This is a genomic window from Mesorhizobium sp. M0136 (assembly GCF_040322515.1).
Classification (GTDB): domain Bacteria; phylum Pseudomonadota; class Alphaproteobacteria; order Rhizobiales; family Rhizobiaceae; genus Mesorhizobium.
This window is the reverse complement of sequence record NZ_JAMYTP010000006.1, coordinates 190,902-203,976: the sequence shown is the minus strand read 5'-3', so window position 1 is coordinate 203,976 and position 13,075 is coordinate 190,902. Positions and strand designations below refer to the sequence as shown.

At 62.4% G+C, this 13,075-nt stretch carries 12 protein-coding genes; 4 read left to right on the top strand and 8 right to left on the bottom strand.

The window, feature by feature from the left end:
* Positions 1–11 precede the first annotated feature (11 nt).
* The gene (locus NKJ35_RS09720; protein WP_352646555.1) at positions 12–983 is read left to right on the top strand and encodes a hypothetical protein; all 972 of its coding nucleotides are present in this window, start codon (positions 12–14) and stop codon (positions 981–983) included.
* Positions 984–996: 13 nt separating this feature from the next.
* Here NKJ35_RS09720 and NKJ35_RS09715 read toward each other — a convergent pair whose 3' ends face one another.
* On the bottom strand, positions 997–1,551 hold the full coding sequence (locus tag NKJ35_RS09715) for a YegJ family protein (protein ID WP_352646553.1): 555 nt from the start codon (positions 1,549–1,551) through the stop codon (positions 997–999).
* A gap of 138 nt (positions 1,552–1,689) precedes the next feature.
* On the opposite strand from NKJ35_RS09715, the gene NKJ35_RS09710 reads away from it, so the two are divergent.
* Complete coding sequence (locus tag NKJ35_RS09710) at positions 1,690–3,312, top strand: FAD-binding protein (RefSeq protein ID WP_352646551.1); 1,623 nt, start codon at positions 1,690–1,692, stop codon at positions 3,310–3,312.
* Positions 3,313–3,319: 7 nt separating this feature from the next.
* On the opposite strand, the gene NKJ35_RS09705 is transcribed toward NKJ35_RS09710, so the two are convergent.
* The 4 genes from NKJ35_RS09705 to NKJ35_RS09690 all read right to left on the bottom strand — a co-directional run bounded on the left by NKJ35_RS09705 (position 3,320) and on the right by NKJ35_RS09690 (position 5,557).
* Positions 3,320–3,805 (bottom strand): hypothetical protein, encoded by a 486-nt coding sequence (locus NKJ35_RS09705; protein WP_352646549.1) that lies wholly within the window; start codon positions 3,803–3,805, stop codon positions 3,320–3,322.
* Between the two features lie 181 nt (positions 3,806–3,986).
* Positions 3,987–4,373 (bottom strand): hypothetical protein, encoded by a 387-nt coding sequence (locus NKJ35_RS09700; RefSeq protein WP_352646547.1) that lies wholly within the window; start codon positions 4,371–4,373, stop codon positions 3,987–3,989.
* A 35-nt stretch (positions 4,374–4,408) separates the two neighbouring features.
* A complete protein-coding gene (locus tag NKJ35_RS09695) occupies positions 4,409–5,116 on the bottom strand; it encodes a hypothetical protein (protein WP_352646546.1) in 708 nt (235 codons plus the stop codon).
* A gap of 6 nt (positions 5,117–5,122) precedes the next feature.
* A complete protein-coding gene (locus tag NKJ35_RS09690) occupies positions 5,123–5,557 on the bottom strand; it encodes a DUF4383 domain-containing protein (protein WP_352646545.1) in 435 nt (144 codons plus the stop codon).
* Positions 5,558–6,293: 736 nt separating this feature from the next.
* On the opposite strand from NKJ35_RS09690, the gene NKJ35_RS09685 reads away from it, so the two are divergent.
* Complete coding sequence (locus NKJ35_RS09685) at positions 6,294–7,232, top strand: diacylglycerol/lipid kinase family protein (protein WP_254819224.1); 939 nt, start codon at positions 6,294–6,296, stop codon at positions 7,230–7,232.
* A 613-nt stretch (positions 7,233–7,845) separates the two neighbouring features.
* On the opposite strand, the gene NKJ35_RS09680 is transcribed toward NKJ35_RS09685, so the two are convergent.
* From NKJ35_RS09680 to NKJ35_RS09670, 3 genes are all read right to left on the bottom strand, one after another.
* Entirely contained in the window at positions 7,846–9,057 is a 1,212-nt protein-coding gene (locus tag NKJ35_RS09680; RefSeq protein ID WP_352646543.1) for a mandelate racemase/muconate lactonizing enzyme family protein, read from the bottom strand.
* Positions 9,054–10,670 carry a GMC family oxidoreductase gene (locus tag NKJ35_RS09675; protein WP_352646541.1) on the bottom strand — a complete coding sequence of 539 codons (1,617 nt, stop codon included), beginning with the start codon at positions 10,668–10,670 and terminating at the stop codon, positions 9,054–9,056. Before NKJ35_RS09675 ends, NKJ35_RS09680 begins: the two co-directional genes overlap by 4 nt.
* 300 nt (positions 10,671–10,970) lie before the next feature.
* A complete protein-coding gene (locus NKJ35_RS09670) occupies positions 10,971–11,555 on the bottom strand; it encodes a GNAT family N-acetyltransferase (RefSeq protein ID WP_352646538.1) in 585 nt (194 codons plus the stop codon).
* A 200-nt stretch (positions 11,556–11,755) separates the two neighbouring features.
* On the opposite strand from NKJ35_RS09670, the gene NKJ35_RS09665 reads away from it, so the two are divergent.
* Positions 11,756–12,871 (top strand): MBL fold metallo-hydrolase, encoded by a 1,116-nt coding sequence (locus NKJ35_RS09665; protein ID WP_352646537.1) that lies wholly within the window; start codon positions 11,756–11,758, stop codon positions 12,869–12,871.
* Positions 12,872–13,075: the final 204 nt, after the last annotated feature.

Here is a 13,075-nt window from a genome sequence, read left to right as displayed (position 1 = left end):
GGCGGTGGGTGATGGAAACTGCGGATTTCATGCCGAGCGAAGCGGTGATCGCCGGCCTCAGGAAGAACATCGAGGCCTATGAGGCCGAAAGAGCTTCGGCCCATCGCCGGACGCGCTGGCGGGTCCCACTGTTCATCGGGCTGGTGCTGGCGTTCGTGGTGTTTGTGGCCTGGCTCTTCAACGGGGTTGCAGACCCGAACGAGCAGTGGGTCTCGACCCCGCATGTGTTCCTCTATGTCGGCGGACTCCTGGCAGCGATCTTGCTCTATTTCCGGGCGATCAAGCCAGCGAGCAAATTGCAGCAGTCGTTTCGCAGCACGCTGTTGCCGATCATCTTCGGTTTCATCGAGGACATGCGGTATCGGAACAACGTCAAGCCGAATTCGTTCGACCGGCTGCCGCGTGAGACGGTTGGTTCGTTCAACCGACAGTCTTTCGACGATGTTTTCTCCGGCCGCTATGAAGGGTTTCCATTCGAACTGTACGAAGCAGATCTACGGGAAGGGACGGGCAAGAGCACGACGGCAGTGTTCAAGGGCGTGATCGTCGCCTTCGAGACGATCGTGCCGTTCCCCGGCACATTGGTGGCCGCGCGCCGGACCAACAAGGTCGTCGGCTTTCTCCGCGGCATCTTCGGCAGCAAGATGCAGGAACTATCCAGCGGCGTACCCGAACTCGACGCCGCCTATGAGTTCCGCACCGACAATATCGAGGCGGCGCGGCCGCTGGTGACCGGCCGGCTGGCGCAGGCGCTGCAATGGCTCGGCGAGACCCGGCCGAACGATCCGGCACGCGTCGCGCTCAACGGCAGCGACGGCTTCCTCCTGCTGCCGCAGGAACGGAATTTCTTCGAGCTGCCGGATGTCTCCACGCGCCTCGACTACACCAAGCATGTCGCGCCGATGATCGCCGACATGGGCGCGATGCTGGCGACGGCGGCACTGGTGCGCAGGATCGGGGCGAAGGACGAGGAGGCGGGGTAGTCCGGCTGGGCGGTCAGCAATCGAAGCCGCGTTGGCTACGCATGTAGTCGACTTCTTCCTTCGGCATCGACTTGAACATCACACAGACGGTGAAACTGCCAACCTGGTGACCGTTTTTGGTATATCCCCAGTCGGAAATATCGTCTCGGTTGAATTCGACATACTGGCCAGCCACGACGTTGTGGACACTATGTGGCTCATTCGCCAATATCCCCACGAATCCGGTTTCGTTCCGCTGGAACGGGATGACCCAGAAGTGTTCGGTCACATGTCCGTCCTTGATCATCACCTTCAGTTTGAATGTGTCCGTTCCAGGTGGCGGTGTCTGGGATAATGCCAGGAATGCATCCAGGGTGGCACGTGCCTGTGCAGTCGCCGCCGCCATATCTGGATCGTCAGGCGCGACTGCGACGACGCTGTCGTCGCCCTGACTGGAGTCGTGAGCCTCGGCGCATATCGGAGCAAGCTCTAGCATCAGGGACAGTATCGCGCGGGACACGAGCTTCATGGAATGGGCGCCCATACAATGGTCAGCATCATCATGGATCCGTTCGGGATTTTCAATCATAGCGCGAATCATACCTAAATTGCAACCATAAGAAAATGCTCCTGATGCTGATGCCGCAACTGCCGCTAGTTCTGCTACGCACTCCGGCTCTGGTTTTTGCCGGAAACCCGCGCTATCCCTGAGGCAGCGAGGGGTGTCATGGTCGAAGAACGCAAGGGGTTTCGCCTGTCGCGGCGGCTGCTGCTTGGTGCGACGGTGGTCGGCGGCGCGATGGTCTGGGGCGGGACGACAGTGGCGCGGCTGGCGCGCGGTCCGTCGGGGCAGAAGAATTCCGGGCGCATCGCCGACATTGACGGCATCGATGTGGCGCAGAAGCCGCTGGAGGGCCCGCCAGCCTACGATCCGTCGCTGCCATGGCTGACCAAGGGCGGCGACATCAACGATGCCAGCGGCCTGTCGATGACGCCGGTCTACGGCGTTGTCGAAGTCAGCGAGGAAGACCACATTGCGAGCGCGCTGGCCTTTGCCCGCACCAATGGCCTGAAGGTCTCGGTCGCGGCGGTGCGCCATTCGATGGGCGGACACGCTTTCGACGACAACGCACTGGTCCTCGACATGCGCAAATTCAACAGGGTCAGCGTCGACCCGGCTGCGAAGACGATGACCTTGCAGCCGGGCGCGCGCTGGCACGACATCCAGAACCTTTTGCACCCGCGCTTTGCGGTAAAGGCTATGCAGTCGACCGACATCTTTTCGGTCGGCGGCTCGCTGTCGGTCAACGCGCATGGCATGGACCACCAGGCCGGCTCGGTCGCCGGCTCGATCCGATCGATGCGGGTGATGCTGGCGGACGGTTCGGTGACAACCTGCTCACCAGCCGAAAACACCGAGCTGTTCCGCCACGTCGTCGGCGGCTACGGCCTGTTCGGCGTGGTGCTGGAGGCGACACTCGACATTGTCGACAACGATGTCTACCGGACCTCGCGCGAGATCATCAAATCGGACGACTTTCCAAGGTTTTTCGCCGAGGTGCTGGAGCCAAACAGGGCGATCGGTCTGTTTTATGGCCACCTGTCGACATCGCCGGGTAATTTCCTCGAGGATATGATCGTCTACCGCTATGACAAGGTGGCCAACCAGCCGCCGGCCGACCAGCCGGCAATCGGCGAACCGGGTTCAGTCGGGCTCAAACGGGTGATCATCAACCTGGCGAAATGGGGAAGCCTGTTCCAGGAACTGAAATGGTTCACCGAAAAGACGCTGGAGCCGCAATTCGAGAGCTGCACGGTGGCGCGCACGACGGCAATGGCCGAAGGCGAGGCCTGCCTCGTCACCCGCAACAATCCGATGCACGATTCAGTGCCCTATCTGTTCAACGATCTGCTCGATGAGACCGACATCCTGCACGAGTATTTCATCCCGCGCGCCGCTTATAACCCGTTTATCGCCGAAGCGCGCGAGATCCTGCGCAACCAGAGCCTGCCGGTGCTCAACGCGTCGGTTCGCATCGTCCACAAGGAGGATGTGGCGCTGAATTATGCGCCGGAGCCGGCCTATTCGCTGGTGCTCTACATCAATCAGCCGACCGACGCCGACGGCAATGCCAGGACGCGGGCGCTGACAAGGGCGCTGATCGATGTGACGATCAAGCATGGCGGGCGTTTCTTCCTGCCCTACCAGCTCCACTACACGGGCAAGGAACTGCTTGCGTCCTATCCGGAACTGCCGTCCTTCCTGGCGAAGAAGCGGCAATACGATCCGGGTGAGCTGTTTTCGTCGACTTTTTATCGCGCCATCAGGGCATTGATCGGCACGGCCTGAGCGTCGGTTACAGACCGTCAGGCAGTTTCGCCGCCAGCCAGTTCGCCGAGCGCTTGGCGATGCCGATCGTTGCCGTTGCGGCGCGGCCGAGATCGGTCTTGACCACGGCGTAACCCGCCTTCGTGCGGTAGAGCACGGCGCGGCCGCCATCGACCGCCGCTTCATAGGCGACCGGCCGGACGGTTTCCGTTGCCGTCGCCGTTGCCTGCGTTCCGACGGCAGCACTGGGCCGATGGCTCAGTTCCAGTGGCAGCGGGTCTGTCGCGGTGGTGCTGGCCGTCGTCAATTCGGGCTCGGAAGTGGTCGCCGCGAGCTGAGATGACGAGTTCTGTGTCCGGCAGATGCCGGAGACCAGCGGATAGTCAAAATTGCGCTCGTGCAGCATCTGGCTTTTCGTCGCCGCTTCGCATTCGGCGATGGTCGACCATTTGGCGGGCGTCTCGCCGATATATTCGCAAAGCCTGGCGTCGCAATCGCAGCCGACGATGGTCATGGCGACAAGGGCGTCTTGATCACGGTCTTGTCCCTCCAAGTTGCCTGGCGATGTGCGCAGGACAAATTGCTGCGGGGTCATCAATCGTTGCGGAACCAGGCGGGATTTGGCCGCGATTGTGGAATGAGCGTGGCGGAGCATCACGCAACGTCTTGCCGAGGCCGGCTGTGACCGAAAGGCCTCAGTAATCGTAGACGTGCTCGAGCCTGGCGCCCGCCGTCATCAACGCCGGCAGCACGATGTGCAGCTTGCGCACGGCGACGGTCAGGCCGGTGCGTCGCGTCGAAGGTTCCGCCGGAAGCGGGTAGCTGAACAAGGTGCGTGCACCTTCGGGAACCTTGATTTCGCCGTCGGAAAGCATAGTGACCATGATCTCGTCATTGCCGCCGATCTCGACGAAGGAGATGCCCTTGCCGATCAGGCGCGGGATCATGTCGGTGAACACCTGATAGCGCCTGGTGACGAAGACCGTGCCATCGGCGCCGAGATCGCGCTCCAGCAAGGTGTCGGGTTCGTTGCGCGTCACCTCGCTGACCGGACCCTTGGCCCAGACGTGAATGTCGAGCAAGGCCGGGTCCGTGGTGGTGGCGAGCGCCGACTTGATCAGATCGGCGTAGCCTTGCTTGATGGTGTCGGCGAGGCCGAAGGCGAGCTTGCGTTCGCTGGTGCGGACGGCGCTGTCGTCCGCTGCCGGCTGGACGGCGAACAGGCCGGCACGCTTTTCGGCATAGGGAAACTGGTACCACGGCACCTGGTCGAGAAAACCGGCATAGTCGCCGCCACCTTGGCCTGGTAGATGTCGACGGCGGTGCGCTTGCCGGCGGTCGCTTCGGTGACGCGGCCGACCGTATTTTCATAGGCCCACTGGATGGCGTGCTCGATCGTGTGGCTGGTGCCGATGATCACCAGCATCTGGTTGTTGTCGAGGTTGAACTTGTAGGCGGAGCTGGCGCGGATGACCGTCGCATAGTCCTGCCAGAAACGGCCGATATAGGAGAGATAGGGAAAACCGCTCGGCTGGTTCTTGTCGACGAAGCCGGCATATTCGCGGGCGGCGTAGACGATGGCCCATTCCGGATAGGTGAGAAAGGTCGATTCCTCCGGCCGCTGGTAGCGGGGGATTTCGGCACGGATCTTGACGGCCAGCGCCTTCGGCGGGGCACCCTCAGCGACGCCCGACAATGGCGTTGTGTCCAGCGCCGGCGTCGTGAGAAAGCCGTAGGCCAGCCCGGCGATCGGGATCAACACGACAATGACGACGAGCCAGAGGATCGCCTTGATGATGCGCTTCAGCCAGCGGAACAGGAACATGGCCGGTCAGGCCGTGGCGAAATGGTCGTACACACGTTTCGACAGCCAGAACCCGACATAGACGGCAAAGCCGCCGATGACGATGTGCGGCAGGTTGGCGAAGAAGCGGGCCGGGAATTCGATGTCGTTCAAGGAGCGGAAGCCGTTGATGAAAATGCCGCCATCGAGGCAACCGGAACCGGTGACCAGGCCGAGCACGCCGTCGAACAGATAGACCGAGCCGAACAGCTTGAAATAGAACACCGCCTGGCGGTGCGAGATGAAGGCGGCGGCCAGCGCCCAGACGCCGGAGAAGGCGTGCAGCAAATCATCATACCATTGCAGCGAGAACAGGCCGAACAGATTGCCGCCGGCATCGTTGAAGGCCGGCACATAGCCGATCGTAACAACGCCGAAGAACAGGAAAGCATAGGCAACAGCAAGCTTCTGGATGAGCGTCATGAAATGTCCCCCTGCCGTCAGCCCTTTTAAGCGGCCCCCGACGGCAAATGGATAGTAGCTGATTTTGGCGCAGGGTGAAGCGTCGCCGGCAAAATCGTCAAGCGAGGCCACAAAGACAGTCGGCGCCGGGATTTCTCCCAGCGCCTCCCTGTCAGATCAGGACACGGTCGCGGCAGCAACTCTCGAAAGATGTCGCGCCATGCCGGCCTTGATTTTGACGGTCCTGCCAGTCGCCGCCCGAGGGCAGCGTCCGTTCCGGACCACGCCGGTCTCCGCTCTTGCGAGCTTTGCCCAGCGCGCCATCGAAGGTTTTTGCCGTCCTTCATGGCTGCATCGGTCCGCCGTCAGCGTTCGCACGCTTTCCGCGGCCCCGTAGGTCTCGGCTTCCATCCCTCCAACAGGCAAGCCTGTTCTCGTTCAGGGCCGTACGGGCCTCAGGAAATCCGCCGTTCCGCTTTGCCTTTCGGCGTCGCGATCGGTAGCCGCCTGAGATGGGTTTAATGTATGTCGGATAAGTGTTTGGCGGAACTGCCGCATGCCTGTGGATAGCGGGATTATCGGGGACCGACCCTGCCAAAACAGCGACTTTCCGATCTCTGCCGCCGCCGGTCGGGAATTTGCCGCCTCGAAGCCGAAACCGCATTGTCGGACATTCGATCTTGCCCCGCGGGCCGGCGCGGGCTTCAATGCCGGCAAATGATTGGAAGGCGTGTTCGATGGCCTTGGGGAGGCGGGCTTGAAGGTCGCGGTGGTTCTCAATCCGATCGCCGGCGGCGGCAGGCTCAAGCGGCATTGGCCCGAGGTTGCGGCGTCGCTGAAAAGACATTTCGGCGATTTCGAGCTGCGTGAAACGCAGGCCGAGGGCGATGCCGAACGGCTGGCGCTCGACCTTGCCGCCATCGGCTTCGAGCTGGTGATCGCGGCCGGCGGCGATGGCACCGCCAGCGAGGTCGCCGACGGGCTGCTGAAAGCTTTCCGAGAAAGCGGCCGGACGGCCGAGCTTGGGCTGCTGCCGTGCGGCGCCGGCATCGACTTCGCGCGCGGGCTCGGCCTGTCGAACAATGTCGACCTGACACTGAAGCGGATTGCCGAGGCCAAAGGGCGCAAGGTCGATGCCGGGTGCATCAGCTATGTCGACGACCATGGCGCGCTGGCCAGCCGCCATTTCATCAACATCGCCAGCCTCGGGCTTTCCGGCGCCACCGACCGGGCCGTCAACGCCGACAAGCGCAAGGGCAAGGTTTCGGCCAAGGCGTTGTTCTATTGGCGCACGGTCTGGGAGTTCCTTCGCTACCGCTTCCAGGACGTTGCGATCACCATCGACGACGGTGCCCCGGTCGAGGCGCGCATGGCACTGGTGGCGGTGGCCAACGGCAAATTCTTCGGCGGCGGCATGATGATCGCGCCCGACGCCGAGCTTAACGACGGCGAGTTCGACATCGTCATTCTGCGCGCCGCCGGCAAGCTGAAGCTGATCTGGGACATCCGCCTGCTCTATGGCGGGCGGCACCGCAACCATCCGGCGATCACCATCCTGCGCGGCAAGAAAGTGGTTGTCGAGCCGCTCGGCGATGTGCAAAAGAACGCCGCGCTGATCGACATAGACGGCGAATCGCCGGGTCGCATACCGGCGACCTTCGAGATCCTACCCGGCGCCTTGACGCTGAGATATTGAATCAAGGCATTGAGGGGTTGATTCAAGTTCTTTCGGCGGTGATTCCAGCGATCCGGCCAATGTGCTGAAATCGCGTGACAATTGCCTGATGTCAGGCCTCGAGCTTGGCCGGGAAACCAGGCGCGCGAAGATCGGTTCCGATCGCATCTTCCAGAAGCCTGACGATCATGGTCGACCAATTCCTTGAAACAGTGATTTTGGCAGGTGGCGGCCCATCGGCAGCGAACGTCGGTCGTTCCTGTCGGTGGTAAATCGCAAACCCTGGAGATTGGCCGAATCCCCCCCAACTTCGTCATCCCAGGGCGAAGCAGGAGCGAAGCTCCGTCGCGGAGACCCTGGGATCATGCCGTAACCTTGATCAAAGAGTGCAGCGGAGCAGAATTTTGCACCGCAGCAGCGCTCTGAAGTCGCGGCATGGATCCCGGGGTCTGCGCCGCGTCGCTTCGCTCCTTGCTCCGCCCCAGGATGACGAAGCGATGGGCGTTTGCGCTAATCGCCAAGGCATGCGGTCCGTCAACGCAAGCGACCCGTCAAATCCTCTGTGCCGAGGAACCAGGCGCCGGGCCGCGGTCGTAGACGGTGACGGCAAAGCCGTTGCGGATCAGGCTGGCGCTCACGGCATCAGCGGGGTCTGCGTCATCTGCAAATGCAGGTCCTTGCCGGTCCAGGGATGCGCTTCGCAAACGGCTTCATCGAGTTCGACGCCGAGGCCGGGCTCCTTGGACGGGATGACATTGCCGTCCTGCCATTCGATCTTCTTCTTGAGCAGCTTCTCGTGAAATCCGCCCCACTGCTTCAGCGATTCCAGAATGAGGAAGTTGGGCAAGGTCACCGCGAGCTGGATGTTGGCGGCGCCGACGATCGGTCCGCAATAGCAGTGCGGCGCGATCTGGATGTGATAGGCTTCGGCCATGGCGGCGATCTTCTTGGTTTCGAGAATGCCGCCGGAACGGCCAAGGTCCGGCTGCAGAATGGTCGCCGCGCGGTTCTCGATCACACGCGCGAATTCGAACTTGGTCGTCAGCCGCTCGCCGGTGGCAATCGGGATCGAGGTCGCGCGGGCGACCTGCGCCATCACCTCGGGCATGTCGGGCGGCACCGGCTCCTCGAACCACAGCGGGTCATAAGGCTCGATGGCGCGCGCGAGGCGCAGCGCACCCGAAGCTGTGAACTGGCCGTGCGTGCCGAACAGGATATCGGCGCGGGTGCCGACCGCCTCGCGGATCGCCTTGACCATCCGGGCGGAGAGGTCGATGTCAACGAGGCGCGGCTGGTGGCCGTCGAAGGCGGTGTAGGGGCCGGCCGGGTCGAGCTTGACCGCGTTAAAACCCTGCTCGACATATTCGAGCGCGCAGGCGGCGGCCAGATCGGGGTCGTTGTAGACGTTCTTGCCGCGGACGTCCTCGGAGTGGACGCTGCCGCTGTGCGGGTAGAGGTAGGTATAGGAACGCAGCGTTTCGTGCACCTGGCCGCCGAGCAACTTGTAGACCGGCTTGCCGGCCTCCTTGCCGATGATGTCCCAGCAGGCGATTTCGAGCGCCGAGAAACAGCCCATGCCCGACACGTCGGGGCGCTGGGTAAAACCGGATGAATAGGCGCGGCGGAAGAAATTCTCGACGTCGTGCGGATCGCGGCCGATCAGATAGCGCTCTGCCATGTCCTCGACCATTTTTGCGGTGACATGGCCCGAGAAGGTAGCGTTGTAAGCTTCGCCATAGCCGACGACGCCGCCATCGGTGGTGAGCTTGACGAAGATGAAATACTTGCCGCCGATGCCCGGCGGCGGATTGCCGACCACCCAGGTCTTGACGTCGGTGATTTTCATTTCTGATCCTCCAGAACCAGTTCGGCGCCCTTCCATCCGGTCATGATCGCGGCGGCGTTGGTGTTGCCGGTTATGTTGTCCGGAAAGATCGAGGCGTCGATGACGCGCAACGCCTGGATGCCGTGTACCTTGAGGCGCGGATCGACGACGGCGCGCGCCGCGTCCGGCCCCATGCGGCAGGTCGAGACCGGATGATAGACAGTGCCCGAGCGCTTCCTGAAATCCTGGATGAGGTCCGCGTCGGAGGTGATCGAGGGACCGGGCAAAACTTCTTCCTCTATGATCTCGGCCATTGCCGGCATCGAGGCGATCTTCCGGACGAATTTCACCGCCGACAGCATTTCAGCGACATCCGCCTCGGTCGAAAAGGCGTTGGCGACGATTTTGGGATAATCGCGCGGATTGGCGGAACGGATCATGATTTCACCGCGGCTCGATGGACGGCAGTTGGACAGCCCGATGGAAAAGCCGGGCCACGGATCGGGCGTCAGGATCGGCCGTTCGCCGCTCTTCGGAATGACGGTCGAAAACGCCTGGAAATAGAGCTGCATGTTGGGCCTCGTCGCCGCCGGATCGGTGCGGAAGAAGCCGCCGGCATTGTTCATCGACAGCGACAGCGGGCCTGAGCGCAAAAACACGTATTGCATGCCGACCAGCAGCTTGCCCCACCACGGGCGCAGGATCTGGTTGAGCGTCGGCAGCCTGCCCTTGAAGGTGTAGTTGATGCCGACATGGTCCTGCAGGTTTGCCCCGACATTCTCGTTGGCGTGAACGACAGGAATGCCGAGCGCGCCAAGCAGCGCCGACGGGCCGATGCCGGAGAGCTGGAGAAGTTGGGGCGAATTGACCGAACCACCCGACAGGATGACCTCGCGGCCGGCGCGGGCGGTTTTCGTGGCGCCATTCTGGAGATACTCGACCCCGACGGCGCGCTTGCCCTCGAACAGGATTTTTGTCGCCAGCGCGTTGATCTCGACGCGGACATTTTTGCGCTTCATCGCCGGGCGCAGGAAGGCGCGCGCCGCCGACATGCGGCGGCCGTTCCTGGTGGTGATCTGGTAGACGCCGACACCTTCCTGCGAGGCGCCGTTGAAATCCGGGTTGAGCGGCAGGCCGGCCTGATTGGCGGCGGCGAGATAGCGCTTGGTGAGCGGATGGACGGAGGTCGAGCAGTCGGTGATATGCAGCGGCCCGCCGACGCCGCGCCATTGGTCGGCGCCGGCCTGGTTGTCCTCCAGCGCCTTGAAGGCGGGCAAAAGGTCGTCGAAGCCCCAGCCCGGGTTGCCGGCCGCTGCCCAAGCGTCGAAATCCTCACGCGCGCCCCTGATCCAGACCATGGCGTTGATCGAGCTCGAACCGCCGAGCAGCTTGCCGCGCGGCCAGTGGTCGACATTGCCGGCGAGACCCGGGTCCGGCTCGGCCTTGTAGTTCCAGTTGACTGCCGGATCGAAGAAGGTCTTGCCGTAGCCGAGCGGCATCTGCACGTAGAAGCGGCGGTCGCTGCCGCCGGCCTCAAGCACCAGCACCGAGAAGCGGCCGGAAGCCGACAGCCTTTCGGCCAGGACCGAGCCGGCCGAGCCGGAACCGACGATGATGAAGTCATAGGTCTGCATGGTGGCTGCGGCTGGCTCCGAATTTTCGCTCAGCCTAGACGCCGCAAGCCGCCGCCATCACCGGAGCTTCCGGCATCGCTTGTGAAAAAAGCGACTGGCGGTTCGTTTGCATTCAGTGTCCTGCCCAAAGCATTACAGTGCGTTACAGTGACAGTGCCACTAATTGGAGCGCGAACTCTGCGCAACGGGTTGCGATCATTTAGTGCACTGTCACCGTAATTCGAATTCAAGCCCCGCCATCTGAGCTCAGGACGTTTGTCACGCCTTCGCCTGTGCTTTGTCGGCAAGCCCGTCCGAGCATCACAGGCGATGATCGGCAATCTGCCTGAAATCATAGCGCATGATCGGGCGGGCCGGGGTCCTGCGGGCGACGACCCTGAACCCGGCGCGCGCGAAGGTGGAGGCATATCCGCTGCCGGAAGCGCTCGGCGATACGTCGGCATCGAAAGGATAGGCTTCGAGCGCCGGAGCATTTGCGTGCCTTGCGACTTCCAGGGCCTGTGCAATCAGCTGGGATGTTACGCCCCGCCGGCGGTATTGTTTTCGCACGTAGAGGCAGGACAGGGACCAGACCGGCCTGTCATCCACGTGCCTGAGCCGAAATAGCCGATCGAGCCAGGGCAGAGCATCTCGCGGCGTCACCTGGCACCAGCCGACAGCCATGTCGCCGTCGAAAGCAAGCAAACCCGGAAGCGGACCATGCTGGACGGCTTGCCGGAACGCTGCCTTGTTTTCCTCACCGGATCGCTTTCGATAGGAACGACCGATCCGCCCGTACATACACCAACAACGACTGCAGACGGCGCTGTCACCGAACAGGTCCTCGAGTGCCGGCCACAGATCGGGCGTCAGTGGGCGAAAGGTAAGCTTTATGTCAGCCGTCATCCGCTATCGATGTTGCCCAGTCTAGCCTGCGCTGCGCGCTACCGCATCATAGATTGCAGTCCATGCGGGTGATGTTCGAAAAGGGGATTTCGCTCAGCATCCCCGCCGTTCTCCGGCCCGGCGCAGAAAATTGATTGCTGCCTAATCTGCAGCAGTTAACTGCATCCCATCGCTATTCCCGCTGTTTATGAGGCGCATTAATGATGCCGCAGGAGTTCGCCGTTGAACCGCGCCGACCCGCTCTTCCACTTCCATGGAGGGGTCCGAGCGGTCGGCATCCGCCCTGGCGGCGATCCCGTAGCCTGCGCCCAGCTTTCAGCTGCAATTCGAAAGACAAGACCATGAATATCAACCGTCGAACGTTCGGCATCGGCACCTTTAGTGCCGGCGCCCTGCTACTTCCCCCGATCAGCCTCTTTGGGAGCAACGCTGCGGCTATCGCCGCCCCGTCTCCGGCTTCGCTTGCGAGCGCCCACAGGTTCGTGCTCGGCGACCTCGAGATCACAGCACTGAGCGACGGCTATCTCAATCTCGGCCTCGAACTCTTCCCTTCCGCAGATACCGCTGCCGCCGAAGCGCTGCTGGCAAAGGCATTCCTGCCAAAAACACTCCTTCCGACCTCGGTCAATGCTTACCTTGTCACCAAAGGCGACAGACGGGTGCTGATCGATACCGGCACGGCATCGGCGATGGGGCCCATACTGGGACATATACCAGAGGCGCTCGCCGCCGCCGGCGTCAGGCCGGAAGAAATCGACACGGTAATCATCACCCACCTCCATCCCGACCATGCCAACGGCCTTGTCGGTATTGGCGGCACGGCCGCTTTCCCGGCAGCAGAGGTCGTGGTTGCCGCGCCGGAATTCGCTTTCTGGCACGATGACGGGATCCGGTCCAAGGCGCCCGACCAGATGAAGCCGTACTTCGAAATAGCGCGCAAATCGCTGGTGCCTTACCATGGCAAGGTCCGGAAGATCGAAGGCGAAGTCGAGATCGCGCCCGGGATCAGGGCGTTGCCTGCGCCTGGACACACGCCGGGGCATCTCGCGCTTCGAATTGGCTCTGGTGATGCCAACCTGCTGCTCCTGACTGACGTCATCCACGCCTCCGCACTGCAATTTGCGCATCCGGAATGGGCAATCGCCTTCGACGTGGACCAGGAGGCCGCAATCGCCACACGCAAGAAGGTGCTCGACATGGTGTCGGCGGATGGCCTGCTCGTCGCGGGTATGCACCTGCCCTTTCCAGGCATCGGTCATGTCATCCGCGACGGCAACGCCTATGCCTACGTCCCGACACCCTGGCCCGCTTTGTGAAGCACGCCTATCGGCGAGGGCTTGGTTCTGTCGCGCCATCGGGCGCGCCAGCCTTCTCACCTCGGCCATAGAATGCAATCCTACTGGTTGGGCTCGTCTAGCTGCGCACAGCATCCTTTCAACACTGTCGACCGATACCCGAACTTCAGGCCGCGACACCATTCAATGGCGTTGACCTGTCCGTGCCGCGACGGTACGGGGTCT